This window comes from Paractinoplanes abujensis (genome assembly GCF_014204895.1).
Taxonomy (GTDB): Bacteria; Actinomycetota; Actinomycetes; order Mycobacteriales; family Micromonosporaceae; genus Actinoplanes; species Actinoplanes abujensis.
Genome location: NZ_JACHMF010000001.1, coordinates 2,328,695 through 2,346,822, shown reverse-complemented (window position 1 = coordinate 2,346,822; position 18,128 = coordinate 2,328,695). Strand labels below are relative to the sequence as shown.

Genomic DNA, 18,128 nt, shown 5'->3' with positions numbered 1-18,128 from the left:
CGTGGGCAGTAGGGTCGCCCGCGTGACCGAACGCCGCGAGATCGCCGGGCTGACCTGTGCCGACTGGAACCCGGAGGCGACCGGGCCGACAGTGCTCGCGTTGCACGGGCTGACCAACACCTCCGAGGTGTGGCGGGCGCTCGCCTCGTCGCGGCCGGACACCCGGGTCATCGCCCCCGACCTGCCCGGCCGCGGCGGCTCGCTGACCACGAAGGCCGGCCCCGGTCTGGCCGGGCACGCCGCCGAAGTGGTGCGCGTGGCCGACGAGTGCGGGCTCGACGACGTGATCCTCGTCGGGCACTCGATGGGCGGTTACCTCGCCCCCCTGGTCGCGGCGAAACTGGCCGGCCGCGTACGGGCCCTGGTGCTGCTGGACGGCGGGGTGCTGCCCGAGCCGCGCTGGACCACCCGCCGCCCGATCGTGCGCGCGCTGTGGACCCTGTGGACCCGGCCGCTGAGCCGCACGTTCCCCGACGCGTCCACGTTCGTCGACCAGGTCGAGGGCCGGGCCCTGGCGCTGCGGCCCGACCTGCGCCCCCGCCTCGAACAGTGGGCGGCCTACCTGCTCGACGAGACCGGCCGCCCCCGCGTCGACCTGCCCCGCCTGATCGACGACGCCGTCGACACCCTGGCCGGCCGCCCGACGTTGCCACTGCTGGCCGAGCTCGGCGTGCCCGTGCACGTGATCCTGGCCGAGCACGACGGCGACGACTCGGCCCGGCCCTTCATCAGCGACCGCGGCCTCGCGATCGGGCGGGACCAGCTGCCCCGGCTGACCGCCGAGCGGATCGCGGCCAACCACGTGACGATGCTCTTCCACCCGGCCGCCGGTAAAGCGATAGCGGGCCGCGAACCGCGCCCCTAGAGTGGCCGTTGCTCCTGGCCACGCTCCGAGAGGGTGCACCATCCCCGTGTCGAAACGGCAAGACCGGCGCCTCGTACGCACCGACGACTCCTGGCTGACGCTGCCCAACCCGTACGACGTGCCCGCCGAGATCTGCGCCGGGCCCGGCGTGCCGATCGAACCGGCCGCGGTCGACGAGCTGCTCACCGTGCTCGAGACGGCCCGCACGCTGGACACCCTGGCCGCGGCGACCCCCGGGCTCACGGTCACCCCGCGCGTCGACCGGGTGGTGGGCACCCCCGACTTCCACAAGGGAGCGGGCATCCCGATCGGCACGGTGCTGCGCACCGCCGGCGCCCTGGTCCCGCAGGCCGTGGGCAACGACATCAACTGCGGGATGCGGGTCGAGGTCACCTCGCTGACCGCCGACAGCGTGCGGCCCCGGCTGGACGAGCTGGAGACGCGCCTGCGGCACCTGTTCTTCGAAGGCGGCCGGCGCATCGGCCTGACCCCCGCCCACCGGGAGGGACTGCTCCGCCACGGGCTGCCCGGCCTGCTCGCCGAAGGCGTCCCGGCCGGCGCCGAAGGGGTGTGGCGCCAGGCCGGGCCCGGCGACACCGGCGGGCGGCTGCACTCCGCCGGACAACCGGCCACCTCCGCCGACGAGTTCCGCGACTGGATCGACAGCGGCGGCGGGACGAGCTACGACAGCATCATCGGCAGCGTGGGCGGCGGCAACCACTTCGCCGAACTGCAGTACGTCACCGCGATCCACGACAGCCGGACCGCGTACGAGTGGGGGTTGAGCCCCGGCCGGGTCGTGCTGATGGTGCACACCGGCTCGCTGTCGCTGGGCCACCAGGCCAACGCCACCGGGCTGACGCAGGCGCGGGCGGCGTGGCCGCGGGCGGTGCCGATGCCCGCCAACCGGATCCTGCCGATGCTGCTCGACGACCGGAACGCGGCCGGCCGCGAGCGGTATCTGACCGCCTTCACCAACGCGGCCAACTTCGCCGTCGGCAACCGCTTCTTCCTGGCCCTGATGCTGCGGGCCGGGCTGGCCGAAGCGGTCGGTGCGCTGAGCTCGCAGCTGATCTACGACGCGCCGCACAACCTGCTGTGGCCCGGCGAGGACGGGTCGGTGGTGCACCGCAAAGGCGCGACCCCGGCCGGCGCCGGGGAGCCGGTCATCGTGCCCGGCTCGATGGGCGCCGCCAGCTGTCTGCTGCGCGGGCTGGGCAACGGCCGCTCGCTGGAAAGCGCCTGCCACGGAGCGGGCCGCAGCATCCCCCGCGGCGCCACCGCCCGGGGTGGCGACGCCGAGCTGGACGCCTTCCTCCGTGACTTCCGGGTGGTCACGCCCCTCAACCACCGCGACCCCGCCCTCGCCGGGCGGCGCGACGTCCTCGACGCCTGGCGGCGTGACCTCAAACAGGAGGCGCCCTGGGCCTACAAGGAGGTCGGGCCGGTCGTCGGCAGCCTGCAGACGGCGGGCGTGGCCGATCCGGTGGCGGAACTCAAGCCGCTGCTGACAGTGAAAGGCTGACATCTCATGACGACATCGGAGCCGCTGCTGACCGTGGTGCAGCCGGGCGGCGGGCGCGAAGGCTCCCTCGGCGACATCGGCGTGCACTTCAAGCTGTGGGGTGAGGACACCGGCGGGGCGCTGGCGGTCGTCGAGCACCCGTTCCCGGTCGGCGCGCTGGTGGCGCCGCACCTGCACACCCGTGAGGACGAACATTCGATCGTCACCGAGGGCGAGATCGGCTTCCGCTCGGGCGACCGGGAAGTGGTTCTCGGGCCGGGCGGATACATCAGCAAACCGCGCGGTGAGCTGCACGCGATGTGGAACGCCGGCGCGGTGCCCGCCCGCATGATCGAGATCATCACCCCGGCGGGCTTCGAGCACTTCTTCCGCGAGGTGGCGGAGCTGATCGCGGCCGGCCCGGAGGCGATCCAGGAGGGCAACGACCTGGCCGAGCGCTACGGCCTGCGGTTCGGCGAACCGGAGTGGCTGCCCGGCATCATCGAACGCTACGGCTTGAAGGCCTGAGACCCGGTGGAGATCGTCGACTTCGGACCGGAGACCAGCCGGGGCGTCGAGGCCGACGGAAGCCGGGGCCTGACCGCCGAGGCCGTGGTGCGGGGACCGGGGAGGCCGCCGGCGCGCCGCTGGCGGGTCCGGTGTTCGGGGACGGCGCGGGCGGGATGTGGCTCAGGGCGACGCGGGACCGCCCGGTCGCGGGGTGCCGGTGGGGGATGCCGGCGGCGGGGAAGGGGCGCCGGCGGGAGTCGTCGCGGCTGGTTGTGATGGTGGGGCGGGGCGGGAGCGTTTCGCGGTCAGGTTGGTCAGAGCCGTCAGGAGGCGGTTGTGGGCGACGGGGGCCAGGCGGGCCAGCAGGTCGGGGATTTTGGCGCTGGAGGCGATGAGCAGGCGGGCCTTGCGGCGGGTCACCGCGTCGAGGATCTCGGCGGCGGCCTTCTCCGGTGGGTAGGTCAGCAGCGCCGCGAAGGTTTGCTGGTGGGGTTCGATCTCGGCCTCAGGGACTCCGCTGCCGATGCGGGCACTGGACGCGATGCCGGTGCGGATGCCGCCGGGGTGCACGGTGGTCACGCCGACGCCGTTCTCGGACAGTTCGGCCTGCAGGACCTGGCTGAGGCCGCGCAGGGCGAACTTCGAGGCCGCGTACGCGCTCTGGCCGTACGGGGCGATCAGGCCGAACAGGCTGGACACGTTGACCAGGTGGGAGCCGCGGGTCAGCGCGGGGAGCAGGGCGTGGGTGAGCAGCATGGGGGCGCGGAAGTTGACGTTCATGACGGTCTCGAACTCGTCCGTCGTGACCTGGTCGAAGCGGCCGCCCAGAGCGATGCCGGCGTTGTTGATCAGCAGGCCGATGGTGGGGTGGGTGCCGAGCACCCGGGTCGCCACCGACAGCACCTGGGACCGGTCGGCCAGGTCGGCCACCAGCGGCGTCACCGTCAGCGCGGGGTGGGCGGCCCGGATGCGGGAGACGACGGCGTCCAGCGGGGAGACGTCGACCAGCACCAGGTGGCTGCCCCGTGCGGCCAGGCCGTAGGTGAGTTGTTCGCCGATGCCGCCGGCGGCGCCGGTCAGGACGGCGGTGCGACCGGCGAACCGGTAGGGCGGGATCATCGGGCCTCCTCGAAGGTCATGTCGCGGGTGACGTCGGCCCGGGGCGTGGTGATCAGGTCGCGCAGGTAGTTCTGGCGCACGATCCACGGTGCCTTGTCGCCCTGACGCGGGAACAGGTCGAGCGCGCGCTGCACGTAGCCGGAGGACAGGTCGAGCAGGGGCCGGCCGGTGCCGCCGGGGCTGGTGGGTGTGGCCACGGCAAGGTGGTGCCGGTCCATGTGGCGCAGCAGCCGCATCACGTACCGGTGGGAGAGGTCGGCCCGCAACGTCCAGGACGCGTTCACATAGCCGATGCAGTAGGCCAGGTTCGGTACGCCGCTGAGCATGATCCCGCGGTAGGCCGCCCGGCGGCCGATCGTGACCGGTTCGCCGTCGATCGACACCTGCACGCCACCGATGGGCACGAGCGAGAGGCCGGTCGCCGAGACCACGATGTCGGCTTCGAGCAGGCGGCCACTTCGCAGAACGATGCCGCCGGGCACGAACCTCCGGATGTGGTCGGTCACCACCGACGCCCGCCCGGAGCGGATCTCGGCCCACAGGTCACCGCCCGGGATGACGCACAGCCGCTGGTCCCACGGGTCGTACGTGGGCTTGAAGTGCTCGTCGACGTAGTCCGCGTCGCCGATGCCCCGCACCGCCATCGTGCGCAGCACCTTGCGCACCCGCTCCGGCCGGCGCCGGGCGAGCTGGTAGAAACCCTGCGTGAGCAGCACGTTCTTGGCGCGGGTGGCGACGCTGGCGGCCCGCGGGGGCAGGGCCCGGCGCAGCGCGGCCGCCACGACGTCGCGTGGGGGCAGGGCGGTCAGGTAACTGGGGGAGCGCTGCACCATGGTCACGTGGGCGGCGGTCGGGGCCATGGCCGGCACCAGGGTCACCGCTGTCGCGCCGCTGCCGATGACGACCACGCGCTTGCCCGCGTAGTCCAGATCGGCGGGCCACGACTGCGGGTGGACGAGGCGTCCGGTGAAGTCGGGCAGGCCCGGGAAGTCGGGTTGGTAGCCACCCTCGTACGAGTAATAGCCCGCACAGGCGTACAGGAAACCGCAGGTCAGGGTCTTGCCGTCGCTCAGCCGCACGGTCCACCGGCCGGCCGACCAGTCGGCCGCGACCACGCGGGAACCGAAGCGGATGTGCGCGGTGATCCCGCCCTCGTCCGCGGTGTCCTGGATGTACTGCCGGATCTTGTCGCCCGAGGCCAGGGACTGCGTGCCGGTCCACGGCCGGAACGGGTAGCTGAGCGTGAACATGTCGGAGTCGGAACGCACGCCGGGGTAGCGGAACAGGTCCCAGGTGCCGCCGATCGTGTCGCGCGCCTCCAGGATCGCGTACGTCTTGGCCGGGAACGCCTCCTGCAGCCGCCACGCCGCGCCGATGCCGCTCAGCCCGGCCCCGATGATCAGAACGTCGTAGTGGCTCATCGGAACCACGGCGGTGTGCCCGTCCCCGACAGCCGGACGCCGCCCCAGGGATCCGGTTCGCTGAGCCGGACGCCGGAGGTCCGTTCGATGTGCAAACGGGCCTCGCGGCCGACGCACTGGGCCAGCGCCGGGTCGGCGGACGTGCGGCCCGCCCAGCGGAACCGGCCCTCGAGCGGCTCGAAGCGGGCCGACATGCGGATCCGCACGGGGTGCCGCTCGTCGCCGATCGTCAGGACCGCCGGCCCCCGATACTCCTCGTCGTTCACGTGGTCTCCCGTCTGAAAGCCGCCAGCCCGCCGGGGACGTCGGCCGCGTGCTGAATGCCCGCCACCCCGCCCCACAGGAAGGTCGTCAGGTAGTCGCCGAGCGCCTCCCGGCTGATCGGCTGCTGCTGCCGCAACCACCAGTCACCCACCGCCTGCACGTACCCGACTACCCCGTACGCCCACGGCAACGCGGCCCCCGAGTCGAGCCCGCGCGCCCGCAGCCGGTCGCCGAAGATCCGCGCGAGCCCGCTGGCCACGGTGTCGACCACGTCGGCCACCACGTCGCGGTGCCGGGCGATGTCGGGCTGGTGCACGACGAACTGGTAGAGGTTCGTGTCGGCGGCGATGTGGGTCAGGTAGGCGTCGATGGCCGCCCCGATCGCGGCGCGTTCCTCCCGTACGGCGGCCACGGCCGGGACGATGGCGTCGAGCACCAGGGCCCCGGAGCGCTGCCCGACCGCGAGCCACAGTTCCGACTTGTCGGCGAAGTAGCGGTAGAGCACCGGCTTGCTGATGCCCGCGTGGGCCGCGATCGCGTCCATGCCGAGCTCGGGCCCGTGCCGCCGGATGGCGTCGATGGCGGCCTCGGTCAGTTCGGCTCGCCGCTGCTCCCGATGGCCGGCCCAGCGGTCGCGCCGGGCATCGGTATTGACCGGCTTCTGGTCCGACTTCATAGTACTAGGAGTAACTGTTACCGCCGGTAACGTCAAGGAGGGTCCCGTGACCGATCGCGAGCGCACAGCCACCCGCCTGCTGCAATCCTCCGCGGCCCACTCGTACGACCCGCTGGTCGAGATCGACTGGGCGGCGCCCCTCGCGCCGGACAAGTTCTTCGTGCCGCCGCACCGGTCCTCGCTCTACGGCACCGCGATCTGGGAACGGCTCGACACCGAGCAGCGGATCACGCTGACCCGGCACGAGGCGGCCAGCCTGGCCGGGCTGGGCATCTGGTTCGAGACGATCCTCATGCAGCTGCTGATCCGGTCCTACTACGACCAGGATCCGACCTCGGCCCACGCGCAGTACGGGCTGACCGAGGTGGCCGACGAGTGCCGCCACTCGGTCATGTTCGGCAAGATGATCGAGAAGCTGGGCACGCCGGTCTACCGGCCCGAAGGCGTCAGCGCGTTCCTCGGCAAGTGGATCGGGGCCACGGGCAGCGGCCCGCGCATGTTCGCGGCCATCCTGATCTGCGAGGAGATCCTGGACACGCTGCAGCGTGAGGCCATGGCCGCCGAGGACGTGCAGCCCCTGGTCCGGATGGTGTCCCGCGTCCACGTCGTCGAGGAGGCCCGGCACGTCCGCTACGCCCGCGAGGAACTGGCCCGGCAGGTGCGGGCCGCGTCCCCGCGCCGTCTCGCGTTCGACAAACTGGTCATCGGCCGGTCCGCGTACCTGTGCGGCACCCGCCTCATCCATCCCGCGGTCTACAAGTCGATCGGCGTGCGGCCCGCCGACGGCCGGCGTGCGGCCCGCGCCAACCCGCACTTCCAGCGGACAATACGCTGGGCCGGAGAGCGCGTGGTGGCCTACCTGAACGACCTCGACCTGATCGACGGCCCCGGCCGGACGCTGTGGAAGAGGTCGGGCCTGCTGCCTACTGGCTGAGGGCGATCAGGGCCTCCGGAAGGTTGTGCCGCCAGTTGACGTAGTCGTGGCCGCCGTCGTATTCGGCGTAGGTGACGTGGCAGTGCCGGGCGCGCAGCGTGTCGCGCATCCGGCGGACCACTTCGAGCTGCGACGGGGCTTCGCCGGCGGTGGGGGCCGACTCCAGCCGGCCGACGTCGAGGAAGTAGCGGACGTCGGGGTGGGCCAGCCGTTCGGCGTCGCGGATCAGGCGGCCCGGTTCGCCGTCGGCCGGGGCGGGCCACCAGAAGCTGGCCGACTGCGCGATCACGCCGCGGAACAGGTCGGGGCGGCGCAGGCCGAGATGGGTGGCGACCAGGCCGCCGCGGGACTGGCCGGCCACGAGGTTGTCGCCGTACGGGGAACCGATGCCCCACGTCGTCTCGGCCCACGGCATCAGCTCGTCGATCAGCTCGTCCAGGGCCGGGCCGGGGGTCAGGTCGCGCAGGCGGTGCTCGTCGCGGCCCCGGACCAGCAGCGCGGCCATCGGCGGCACGCGGCCCTCGGCGATCAGGTTGTCGAGGATCGTCGGGACCCGGAGCACGGTCTGCGCGTTGTAGCCGTCGAACATCACGAGCACCGGCAGGCCGTCCGCTTCCACCCCGTACGGCAGGTAGGTCGTGACGGGCCGGCCGGCCCGGAACTCGTCGCTGCTCAGCCGGCCCGCCGGCACCTGCGGGCGCGGGGTCGTCCACGGTGAGCGCGGGGACGCGGGCAGGCGCAGCTCGGAGGCCCAGCAGCTGGAGTCGGTGGGGTCGGCCGGGTCGGCCTCGAAGTGGACCGCGAGCGGGTTGTCCCGGTCGAGCTGGGCCGGGCCGGTGTCGCCGGGGGTGCGCGGCAGCTCCTGGGTGTCGCCCTGCACGAGGGCGTAGAGGGTGCGCAGCGTGTCGGGGAACACCTCGGAGCCGTGCCAGATGTCGGTGCCGGGGATCCGGGTCAGCGCGACGTCGATGTTCCACCACGTCCGGACGCGTTCCGCCGCACCGCGCCACAGGAACGTGACCAGCGAGTGGCCGTCGTCCCAGGGTTCGACCAGCGGGGTGCCGGCGGCGGTGAGCTCGGCCCACAACCGGTCGGCGTCGGGTCTGCCGGTGGCCTCGAGCAGCCCGGCGAGGCGGGGGCTCCGCATGTCGATCCTGACCAACCCCTTAGCAACGTGGCGTCATCACCCCGCCACGCAGGGTTTCAGCCGCTCACCGGGCTGTCAAGCGATCGAGGTGAATGCCCAGTTCGATCTGCCATCGGGTCTTCATCCGTTCCGACCGCGGATCCGTCAGGTACATCTCGTAGCGGCCGCCGAACCGGTCACCCGCGGGATCCTCGTCGACGTCCATCGGCAGTCCCTTGGCCCGGATCCAGTCGATCAACGTGCCGTTGGCCCGGCGGCCGTGCCCGGCGAACCGCAGGACCGCGTAGTCGCCGGCGGGCAGCGTGCCCGGCTCGACCCGGCCGTCGCCGTCGACCGGCCCGTCGGTGAGCACGCCGACCTCGAGGTCCATGTCGCTCTCCATGGCCACCACGTGCAGCCGCAGGAACGTGCGGCCGTAGCCCAGGCCGCGCCCGTCGAGCCACGCGTACAGCTCGGTCATCAGTTTGTCGCGGACGGCGAACATGCCGCGGAACGGGGTGACGACGCGGATGCCGGCTGTGTGCCGCTCGGGGGCCGTTTCCACGACCGGTCCGGCAAGAATCTCCACGCCACTCACTCTCCGTCTACGACCGGCCACCGTACGTGCCCCGGGCGATGCATTTTTGTCCGAACGCGCTCTTGACCTCGAACTTTAGTGTTTCGGGCCGGGCGAATCGACCAGTGGGATTCCGAGCCCGCGCATGTGAGATTGGTTCGCGGTGTCTGCGCTCGAACGCGCGACAGGAGCGTTCGAGGAGGACTGATGGACAGCGCCGATTCTGCCCTGCGGGCGTACGACGAAGGCCGGGCCGACGGGGTGGCCGGGCGCAACGACCACGGACGCGGCGACGACCCCGACTACCGGGTCGGGCTGGCCGACGGTCAGCTCGCCGTCTTCGAGGCCGACCTGATCGCGGCCATCCGCAAGGCCATGGACGGCAAGAACTGACGATGGACGACGTTCTTCTCGCGTACGACACCGGGCGCCAGGACGGCATCGCGGGCCGCCGTGACCCTGTACGGGCCCAGCACCCGGCCACCGGCGCCGATTACCGGATGGGCTTCCTGGACGGCCGCATCGAGGTGTTCCACCTGCTGGCCGCCGTGCGCCGCATCCAGGACGAGAGCGCCTAACAAGATCGCCGGGCGAACTTGTGACATGCGCTTATCGGCCCCGAAACACGACAACGACGTTACCGAAACCGGCCCTGGTGACGCTGACATCGTGTCGATGACTGAGGGCGTGCTGACCGGTTTCACCGTCGCGGTGACCGCCGAGCGGCGGCGCGACGAGATGGCCGCGCTGCTCACCCGGCGCGGCGCCCGGGTCGTCACGGCGTCCGCGATCGCGATCGTCCCGCTGGCCGACGACGAGGCCCTGCACGCCGCGACCGCCGCCTGCATCGGGCTCGCCCCCGACCTGGTCGTGGCCACCACCGGGTTCGGCTTCCGGGGCTGGCTGGAGGCCGCCGAGGGCTGGGGCCTGGGCGACCAGCTGCGCGAGGTGCTGGGCCGGGCCCGCATCGTGGCGCGGGGGCCCAAACCGTGCGGGGCCATCCGCGCGGCCGGGCTGAGCGAGGAGTGGGCGGCCCGCACCGAGTCGACCGACGAGATCCTCCAACGCCTGCTGGCCGAGGGGGTGGCCGGCCTGCGCATCGTGGTGCAGGAGCACGGCGAGCCGCAGACGGCCTTCGTGAGCGCCCTGCGCGGGGCCGGGGCGGCCGTCGTGGAGGTGCCCGTCTACCGCTGGGTGCTGCCGCCGGACCTTTCCCCCGTACGGCGTCTGGCCGAGCAGATCACCGCCGGGCAGATCGACGCCGTGACGTTCACCAGCGCGCCCGCGGCCAAGGCGTTCCTGCAGGTGGCGGGGGAGTCGGCCCCGGCCGCCGTGGACCGTCTGGGCTCCGGGGCGGTGCTGGCCGCCTGCGTCGGTCCGGTGACCGCGGCCCCGCTGGCCGACCGGGGCATCCCGGTGGTCATGCCCGCCCGCTACCGGCTGGGGGCGCTCATCAAGACCGTCACCGACGAACTGCCGCGCCGCTCGGTCAAGCTGCGCGTGGCCGGGTCCACGCTGGAGATGCGCGGCCACGCCGTGCTGATCGACGGCGAGCCGCACACCCTGGCCCCGGCGGCCATGGCGATCCTGACGTCGCTGGCCGCCCGGCCCGGCGTGGTCGTCTCGAAGGACCAGCTGATCGCGGCGCTGCCCCGGGGCAACGACGGGCACGCGGTCGACGTGGCCGTGGCCCGGCTGCGGACGGCTCTGGGCTCGGGCCGCCACATCGAAACCGTGATCAAACGCGGCTACCGGCTGCGCCTCGACGAGCCGGCCGCCTGACCCGGCGGCGCCGCCCTGTCGCAACGTGGCGACGAACCGGACATGTCCATTTCAGGGAGCCGCATCATGCCCACGTTGATCGCCGTCGCGCACGGCACCCGCAGCCCCGCCGGTCAGGCCCAGATCCGCGACCTGGCCGCCCGCGTGGCCGCCCGCCGCCCCGGCCTGGACGTGCGTCTCTGCTACGCCGACGTGCAGGAACCCCGGGTCGCCGAGGTGGCCCCGCTCCTCCCGGACGCGGTCGTGGTCCCGCTGCTGCTGTCGGCCGGATACCACGTGCGCGTGGACATCGCCGACGCCGTGGCCGGCCTGCCCACGCCGGTGACCCGCCCGCTCGGACCGGACGACGTGCTCCGCGACAGCCTGCTGCGCCACCTCCCACCGGCCGACGCCGTCGTGCTGGCCGCGGCCGGTTCCTCGGACCTCGCCTGGCGCGCCGACGTCGAGGCCCTGGCCGCCGGCCTGGGCGGGCACGCCGGGTACGTTTCCGGTCCCGGCCCGCGCGTGCCCGACGTCGTCGCCGGCCTGCGCGCCCGCGGTGCGCGGCGGATCGCGATCGCGGCCTACCTGCTCGCCGACGGGCTGTTCTACCGCACCCTCACCCAGGCCGGCGCCGACCACGTGACCCCGCCGCTCTGCGCGGACCCCACGGTGACCGATCTCGTGCTGGAGCGCTACGACTCGGTCCTCACAACGGCGGCCGCCCGCTTGTAGGGTTTTCCGTACGTCGGCGCAACGGCAAAGGTCCCGTCGGTAAACAATCGCTGCCGAGTATTCGGGGTGTGACGGCGACCGATACGCACTGCCCCTACTGCGCCCTGCAGTGCGGCATGACGCTGACCCCCGAGATCCCCCGGGTCCGGCTGGAACCGCGCGACTTCGTGGTCAACAAGGGCGGCCTGTGCGCCAAGGGGTTCTCGGCCGCCGACCTGCTCGACCACTCCGACCGGCTGCTCACCCCACTGGTCCGCAAGGGTCAGGGCCTGCGCGAGGCGTCCTGGGACGAGGCGTTCGACCGGATCGTCGACGCGATCGAGTCGGCCCAGAAAGCGTACGGGCGCGACAGTGTGGGTGCGTTCGGCGGCGGCGGCCTGACCAACGAGAAGGCGTACGCGCTCGGGAAGTTCGTCCGGGTGTCGCTGAAGAGCTCGTCGATCGACTACAACGGCCGGTTCTGCATGTCGAGCGCGGCCACCGCGGCCAACCGGTCGCTGGGCGTCGACCGCGGCCTGCCGTTCCCGCTGGAGGACGTGGCGAGCGCGCGGACCGTGCTGATCGTGGGGGCCAACCCGGCCGAGGCGATGCCGCCGAGCATGCAGTACCTGGAGGGCACCCGCTTCATCGTCGCCGACCCGCGGCGCACCAAGACCGCCGCCGGCGCGTATCTGCATCTGCAGCCCCTGCCGGGCACGGATCTGGCCCTGGCCAACGGGTTGCTGCACATCGCGATCCGCGAGGGCTACGTCGACGAGGACTACGTCGCGCGGCGCACGACGGGGTTCGAGGCCGTCCGCAGCGCCACCAACGCGTACTGGCCGGAGCGGGTCGAGCGGATGACCGGCGTACCGGAGACGCAGTTGCGGCAGACCGTGCGCCTGCTGGCCACCGAGGGCCCGGCGATGATCCTGACCGCCCGCGGGGCCGAGCAGCACAGCAACGGCACCGACACGGCCCAGGCCTTCCTCAACCTGGCGCTGGCGCTCGGGCTGGTCGGCCGGCCCTTCTCCGGGTACGGCACGATCACCGGCCAGGGCAACGGGCAGGGCGGCCGCGAACACGGGCAGAAGGCCGACCAGCTGCCCGGCTACCGCAAACTCGACGACCCCGCGGCCCGGGCGCACGTCGCCGCGGTGTGGGGCATCGACCCGGACGAGTTGCCGGGGCCCGGCCGCAGCGCCTACGAGATGCTCACCGACGACCGCCTCAAAGTCCTGATGGTCCTGGCCAGCAACATCGCGGTCAGTGCGCCGAACAGCAACCGGGTGCTGCAGCAGCTGCGGAAGCTCGACTTCCTGGTCGTCTCCGACATCTTCCTCTCCGAGACCGCCGCCCTGGCCGACGTCGTGCTCCCGGCCGCCCAGTGGGCCGAGGAGGAGGGCACGATGACCAACCTCGAGGGCCGGGTGATCCGTCGCCGGCGCGCGCTGCCGCCGCCGCCCGACGTGCGGACCGACCTCGAGGTCCTGGCCGAGTTGTCGCGCCGGCTGGGCCGCGCGGAGTCCAGCGACCCCCGCACGGTCTTCGAGGAACTGCGCCGGGCCAGCGCGGGCGGGATCGCCGACTACGCCGGGATCACGTACGAGCGGATCGAGCAGGAGGACGGCGTCTTCTGGCCCTGCCCCGCCGAGGACCACCCGGGCACGCCACGCCTGTTCGCCGACACCTTCCCCACGCCGTCCGGCAAGGCGCGGCTCATCCCCGTCGTGCACCAGGACCCCGCGGAGATGCCCGACCGGAGCTTCCCGTACGTGCTGACGACCGGCCGCAACATGCAGCACTACCAGAGCGGCAACCAGACCCGGCGGGTGCGGGCGCTCACCGTGGCGCTGCCCGAACCCCGCGCCGAGATCCACCCCGACCTGGCCCGCCGGCACGGCATCGCCGACGGCGACCTGGTCGAGCTGCGCAGCCGCCGCGGCGCCGCGGTGCTGCGGGCCCGGCTCTCCGACGGCATCCGCCCGGACACCGTCTTCGCCCCGTTCCACTGGCCCGGCGCCAACGCGCTGACCAACCCCGCCCTCGACCCGCACTCGCGCATGCCCGCGTTCAAAGCCTGCGCGGTTGCCATTTCCCTGCACACGGAAGGAACCGAATAGGTGCACTCCACCCCGCGATTCCTGCAAGGCGTTTTCCCGTACGAGGGAAAGGGCCTGGACAATCCCGCTCCGATCGATCCGGTCCTGTCCTACGTGGTGCCCAGCGGGACGACCACGCAGGCGGTCTATTTCCGGGGCGGCAACGCGGCCGCCGAGCTGATCAGCGTCGTGCTCATGCGTGACGGCAGCCCGATGCGCTACTTCCCGATCGGGGCCAAGGGCGACGTGCACGTGCCGCTGCGGGTCGTCGAGGACCTGGCCGCGGGCACGGCCGTCGAGCTGTGGCTGGCCGCGCCGGCCGGCGTCGCCGGCACCGTGATCGTCGACCTCGGCCTGGTGGAGATCTGACATGCGGCAACGTCTGGTGGTCATCGGCAACGGCATGGCCGGCGCCCGTACGGTCGAGGAGATCCTGGCCCGCGGCGGCGACTTCGCCATCACCATGTTCGGCGACGAGCCGTACGGCAACTACAACCGGATCATGCTGTCCAACGTCCTGGCGGGCGTCGAGGACGAGTCCGGGATCTTCCTCAACGACCTTTCCTGGTACGCCGACAACGGCATCACGCTGCACACCGGCACGCGGATCGAGCGCATCGACCGGTTCGCGCGGATGGTCTACGCCACCGACGGCACGGCCACCCCGTACGACAAGCTGATCATCGCCACCGGCAGCCGCGCCTTCGTGCCGCCGATCCCCGGCCTCCACCGGCCCGGCCGCGGCTACCACCAGGGCGTGTTCGCGTTCCGCACGCTCGACGACACCCGGGCCATGATCCGCTACGCCAAGGAGCACGAGCGCGCGGTGGTCATCGGCGGCGGCCTGCTGGGCCTGGAGGCGGCCCGCGGCCTGCAGAACCACCTGCCGCACGTGACGCTGATCCACGCGGCCGGGCACCTGATGAACGCCCAGCTCAACGAGGTGGCGGGGGAGACCCTGCGGGCGACGATCGAGCGCAAGCTGGGCATCGAGGTCGTGGTCAGCGCGCAGACCACCGAGATCCTGGGCAAGCACGCGGTCACCGGCGTCAGACTGGCCGACGGCCGGGTCATCGGCTGCGACGTCGTCGTGGTGGCCGCGGGGATCCGGGCCAACGCCGAGATGGCCGCGGCCAGCGGGCTCGTCGTCGAGCGCGGCATCGTCGTCGACGACCAGATGCGCGCGCAGGACGAGGACGACATCTACGCGGTGGGGGAGTGCGCCCAGCACCGCGGGGAGACGTACGGGCTGGTCGCCCCGCTCTGGGACCAGGCCAAGGTCCTCGCCGACCATCTGACCGGGGTCAACCCGTTCGCCGAGTACCACGGCTCCCAGGTGGCCACCAAGCTCAAGGTGGCCGGGGTGGACGTGGCCTCGATGGGGCTCAAGGAGCCGGAACGCGACGACGACGAGTCGCTGACCTTCACCGAGCCCGGCAAGGGCGTCTACAAGAACGTCATCATCCGCGACGGCCGGCTCGTCGGCGCCACGATGGTGGGCGACGTCAAGAAGGTCGCCTTCCTGATGCAGGCCTTCGACCGCGGGCTCGCGCTGCCCGAGGAACGGGCCGAGCTGATGTTCGACCTGGGCGGCCCGGCGGGCGAGGTCAAGGTTGAGGACATGCCCGACGACGAGCAGGTCTGCAACTGCAACGGCGTCAGCAAGGGCGCGATCTGCTCGACCGTGCAGTCGGGCTGCAAGACGGTCAGCGGGGTCATGGACAAGACCCGCGCGGGCAAGGGCTGCGGCACCTGCAAACCGATCGTGCAGCGCATCGTCGAATGGGCGGCCGGGGGTGAGGTCGAGGAGGATCCGGCCGCCTCGTACTACGTGCCGGGCATCCCCATGCCCAAGCCGGAACTGATGAACGCGATCCGGCTCCACGACCTCAGGTCCGTCTCGTCGGTGTTCGCCACGCTGGGCGGCGAGGAGGACGCCAAGAGCAAGATGGGCCTGGCCTCCCTGCTCAAGATGATGTGGGGCGGCGACTACGTCGACGAGCGTGACGCCCGTTTCATCAACGACCGGGTGCACGCCAACATCCAGCGCGACGGCACCTTCTCGGTCGTGCCGCAGATGAAGGGCGGCGTCACCACCCCGGCCCAGCTGCGCCGGATCGCCGAGGTGGCCGAGAAGCACGAGGTGCCGATGGTCAAGCTGACCGGCGGCCAGCGCATCGACCTGCTGGGCATCCCCAAGGAGAAGCTGCCCGAGGTGTGGGCCGACCTCGACATGCCGTCGGGTTACGCGTACGGGAAGAGTTTCCGGACCGTGAAGACCTGCGTCGGTTCCGACTTCTGCCGGTTCGGCGTCGGCGACTCGACGGCCCTGGGGATCGCGCTGGAGGAGCGCTATCAGGGCATCGAGGGCCCCGGGAAGATGAAGCTCGCGGTCACCGGCTGCCCGCGCAACTGCGCCGAGGCGTACGTGAAGGACCTCGGGGTCGTCGCGATCGACGGTGGCAAGTGGGAGATCTACGTCGGTGGCGCCGCCGGGGCCCACATCCGCAAGGGCGACCTGCTCACGACCGTGGACAGCGCCGACGAGGTGATGGTGCTGACCGGGCGGTTCCTGCAGTACTACCGGGAGAACGCGAACTGGCTGGAGCGCACGTACGCCTTCGTGCCGCGCATCGGGATCGACCGCGTACGGGAGATCGTGGTCGACGACAAGGACGGCATCGCGGCCGGCCTCGACGCCGCCATGGAGGCCTCGGTCGCCGCCTACCGCGACCCGTGGAAGGACCGCGACCAACCGGCCACCCCGGGCCAGTTCCGGACGTCCCTGCCGCTGACGGTGCTGCCGCAGGTCCCGGTGCGCGCATGAGGGCCATCGGCACCGTCGACGAGATCCCGCCCGGCGAGGGCCGCACCTTCGCCGTGGACGGGCAGATGATCGCGGTCTTCCGGCTGCGCGACGGCTCGCTGCGCGCCACCCAGGCCGTCTGCCCGCACAAGGGCGGGCCCCTGGCCGACGGGCAGATCGACCGCAAGCAGGTGCTGTGCCCGCTGCACCTCAACGCCTGGGACCTGACCACCGGCTGCTCCCTGAGCGGCCAGCCCGACCTCGCTGTCTATCCCGTGCACGCCGACGACAACAAGATCATCTTGGGGGACGCATGACCGCCACCCTGCCCGCGGTTCGCTCCGCGGCCACCATCAAGGGCCACTGGATCGACGACTGGCGCCCCGAGGACCGCGAATTCTGGGACACCACCGGCGCGCCCATCGCGCGCCGTAACCTCATCTTCTCGATCACGTCCGAACACATCGGCTTCTCGGTGTGGTCGCTGTGGTCGGTGCTGGTGCTGTTCCTCGGCCCCGAATACGGCATCGACCCGGCCGGGAAATTCCTGCTCACCGCCGTGCCCACCCTGGTCGGGGCCGCGCTGCGGATCCCGTACAGCTTCGCCGTGGCCCGTTTCGGCGGCCGCAACTGGACCGTCTTCAGCGCCAGCCTGCTGCTCGTCCCGTCGCTGCTGGCCGCGTTCCTGATCCGCCCCGGCGTCGACTACTCCACCCTGCTGATCATCGCGGCCGTGGCCGGCGTCGGCGGCGGCAACTTCGCGTCCTCCATGACCAACATCAACGCCTACTACCCGGACCGTCTCAAAGGCTGGGCGCTCGGCATCAACGCGGGCGGCGGCAACCTCGGCGTGGCCGCCGTGCAACTCGTCGGCCTGTTCGTGCTGGCCGTCTTCGGCGCCGGCCACCCCGGCCTGGTCGCCGGCATCTACATCCCGCTGATCGTGCTGGCCGCCCTGGGCTCCGCGCTCTACATGGACAACCTGTCGCAGGCCCGCAACGAGAAACGCGGCATGCGCGACGCCGTCCGCGAACCCCACACCTGGGTGATGTCGCTGCTCTACATCGGCACGTTCGGCTCGTTCATCGGTTTCGGGTTCGCCTTCGGCCAGGTGCTGCAGGTGCAGTTCGCCGACGTGTTCAGCACCCCCGTCAAGGCGGCCTACCTGACCTTCCTGGGCCCGCTGCTGGGTTCGCTGATCCGCCCCGTCGGCGGTGCCCTGGCCGACCGCCTCGGCGGCGCACGCGTCACCTTCGTCACCTTCATCGCCATGGCCGTCGGCGCCACCACCGTGCTGATCGCCGCCCAGCTCCGGTCCCTGCCGCTCTACATCGTGGGGTTCATCGCCCTGTTCGTCCTCAGCGGCATCGGCAACGGCTCCACGTACAAAATGATCCCCGCCATCTTCCGCCGCAAGCACCCCACCGACCACCACGAGGCCCGCCGCCTCTCCGGCGCGGTGATCGGCATAGCCGGCGCCATCGGCGCCCTCGGCGGCGTCCTGGTCAACCTGGCCTTCCGCCAGTCCTTCCTGACCACCAAGGAAGCCGACGCGGCCTACCTGGCGTTCATCGCCTTCTACGCCCTGTGCGTCCTCGTCACGTGGGCGGTGTATCTGCGGCCGGCCCACCAACGCGTCTGAGAGATCCGAAGCCGTACGGGTCGTGCCCGTCCACAACCGCCTACCCGGCGAACGGGCGCGCACCGCGACCTGAGCGATGCTCCAGGCCGCAGCGCGCGACCGGGATG

General features: G+C 72.1%; 19 protein-coding genes. 13 read left to right on the top strand and 6 right to left on the bottom strand.

Annotated features, from left to right (window positions below; genetic code table 11):
* The first annotated feature begins 22 nt into the window (after positions 1-22).
* Genes BKA14_RS10370 through BKA14_RS10360 form a run of 3 tightly spaced genes read left to right on the top strand, consistent with a single transcriptional unit; the run spans position 23 to position 2,897 of the window.
* A complete protein-coding gene (locus tag BKA14_RS10370) occupies positions 23-865 on the top strand; it encodes an alpha/beta fold hydrolase (RefSeq protein ID WP_184950698.1) in 843 nt (280 codons plus the stop codon).
* 46 nt (positions 866-911) lie between these two features.
* Complete coding sequence (locus tag BKA14_RS10365) at positions 912-2,390, top strand: RtcB family protein (protein WP_184950697.1); 1,479 nt, start codon at positions 912-914, stop codon at positions 2,388-2,390.
* Positions 2,391-2,396: 6 nt separating this feature from the next.
* A complete protein-coding gene (locus tag BKA14_RS10360; RefSeq protein WP_184950696.1) occupies positions 2,397-2,897 on the top strand; it encodes a cupin domain-containing protein in 501 nt (166 codons plus the stop codon).
* Between the two features lie 162 nt (positions 2,898-3,059).
* Here the strand turns inward: BKA14_RS10360 and BKA14_RS10355 are convergent, their stop codons facing one another.
* Genes BKA14_RS10355 through BKA14_RS10340 form a run of 4 tightly spaced genes read right to left on the bottom strand, consistent with a single transcriptional unit; the run spans position 3,060 to position 6,359 of the window.
* Positions 3,060-3,995: an SDR family NAD(P)-dependent oxidoreductase gene (locus BKA14_RS10355; protein ID WP_438861942.1), complete on the bottom strand. Its 936-nt coding sequence runs from the start codon at positions 3,993-3,995 to the stop codon at positions 3,060-3,062.
* On the bottom strand, positions 3,995-5,428 hold the full coding sequence (locus tag BKA14_RS10350) for a flavin-containing monooxygenase (protein ID WP_438861880.1): 1,434 nt from the start codon (positions 5,426-5,428) through the stop codon (positions 3,995-3,997). The genes BKA14_RS10355 and BKA14_RS10350 overlap by 1 nt, the downstream gene beginning before the upstream one ends.
* Positions 5,416-5,685 carry a DUF4873 domain-containing protein gene (locus BKA14_RS10345; protein WP_184950693.1) on the bottom strand — a complete coding sequence of 90 codons (270 nt, stop codon included), beginning with the start codon at positions 5,683-5,685 and terminating at the stop codon, positions 5,416-5,418. Before BKA14_RS10345 ends, BKA14_RS10350 begins: the two co-directional genes overlap by 13 nt.
* Positions 5,682-6,359 carry a TetR/AcrR family transcriptional regulator gene (locus BKA14_RS10340; RefSeq protein ID WP_184950692.1) on the bottom strand — a complete coding sequence of 226 codons (678 nt, stop codon included), beginning with the start codon at positions 6,357-6,359 and terminating at the stop codon, positions 5,682-5,684. Before BKA14_RS10340 ends, BKA14_RS10345 begins: the two co-directional genes overlap by 4 nt.
* Before the next feature lie 46 nt (positions 6,360-6,405).
* Here BKA14_RS10340 and BKA14_RS10335 point away from each other — a divergent pair, with 46 nt between their 5' ends.
* Complete coding sequence (locus BKA14_RS10335; RefSeq protein WP_239092365.1) at positions 6,406-7,293, top strand: AurF N-oxygenase family protein; 888 nt, start codon at positions 6,406-6,408, stop codon at positions 7,291-7,293.
* Here the strand turns inward: BKA14_RS10335 and BKA14_RS10330 are convergent.
* A complete protein-coding gene (locus tag BKA14_RS10330; protein ID WP_184950690.1) occupies positions 7,283-8,440 on the bottom strand; it encodes an alpha/beta hydrolase-fold protein in 1,158 nt (385 codons plus the stop codon). The two genes, BKA14_RS10335 and BKA14_RS10330, sit on opposite strands and share 11 nt — an antisense overlap.
* A gap of 64 nt (positions 8,441-8,504) precedes the next feature.
* Entirely contained in the window at positions 8,505-9,008 is a 504-nt protein-coding gene (locus BKA14_RS10325; protein WP_184950689.1) for a GyrI-like domain-containing protein, read from the bottom strand.
* Between the two features lie 195 nt (positions 9,009-9,203).
* On the opposite strand from BKA14_RS10325, the gene BKA14_RS10320 reads away from it, so the two are divergent.
* The 9 genes from BKA14_RS10320 (at position 9,204) to BKA14_RS10280 (ending at position 18,021) form a co-directional block, all read left to right on the top strand.
* Positions 9,204-9,389, top strand: a complete 186-nt coding sequence (locus BKA14_RS10320) for a hypothetical protein (protein WP_184950688.1) — start codon at positions 9,204-9,206, stop codon at positions 9,387-9,389.
* A gap of 2 nt (positions 9,390-9,391) precedes the next feature.
* Positions 9,392-9,574 (top strand): hypothetical protein, encoded by a 183-nt coding sequence (locus BKA14_RS10315; RefSeq protein ID WP_184950687.1) that lies wholly within the window; start codon positions 9,392-9,394, stop codon positions 9,572-9,574.
* Positions 9,575-9,671: 97 nt separating this feature from the next.
* Positions 9,672-10,778, top strand: a complete 1,107-nt coding sequence (locus tag BKA14_RS10310) for a uroporphyrinogen-III synthase (protein ID WP_184956670.1) — start codon at positions 9,672-9,674, stop codon at positions 10,776-10,778.
* Positions 10,779-10,844: 66 nt separating this feature from the next.
* Entirely contained in the window at positions 10,845-11,492 is a 648-nt protein-coding gene (locus BKA14_RS10305) for a sirohydrochlorin chelatase (protein WP_184950686.1), read from the top strand.
* A 68-nt stretch (positions 11,493-11,560) separates the two neighbouring features.
* Positions 11,561-13,594, top strand: coding sequence for a molybdopterin oxidoreductase family protein (locus tag BKA14_RS10300; RefSeq protein WP_184950685.1), 2,034 nt, complete (start codon positions 11,561-11,563; stop codon positions 13,592-13,594).
* Complete coding sequence (locus BKA14_RS10295; RefSeq protein ID WP_184950684.1) at positions 13,595-13,942, top strand: molybdopterin oxidoreductase; 348 nt, start codon at positions 13,595-13,597, stop codon at positions 13,940-13,942. It abuts the gene before it with no gap.
* A gap of 1 nt (position 13,943) precedes the next feature.
* The gene (gene nirB, locus BKA14_RS10290) at positions 13,944-16,400 is read left to right on the top strand and encodes a nitrite reductase large subunit NirB (protein WP_184950683.1); all 2,457 of its coding nucleotides are present in this window, start codon (positions 13,944-13,946) and stop codon (positions 16,398-16,400) included.
* On the top strand, positions 16,397-16,696 hold the full coding sequence (locus BKA14_RS10285; RefSeq protein WP_184950682.1) for a Rieske (2Fe-2S) protein: 300 nt from the start codon (positions 16,397-16,399) through the stop codon (positions 16,694-16,696). Before nirB ends, BKA14_RS10285 begins: the two co-directional genes overlap by 4 nt.
* Positions 16,693-18,021 (top strand): nitrate/nitrite transporter, encoded by a 1,329-nt coding sequence (locus BKA14_RS10280; RefSeq protein WP_184950681.1) that lies wholly within the window; start codon positions 16,693-16,695, stop codon positions 18,019-18,021. Before BKA14_RS10285 ends, BKA14_RS10280 begins: the two co-directional genes overlap by 4 nt.
* Positions 18,022-18,128: the final 107 nt, after the last annotated feature.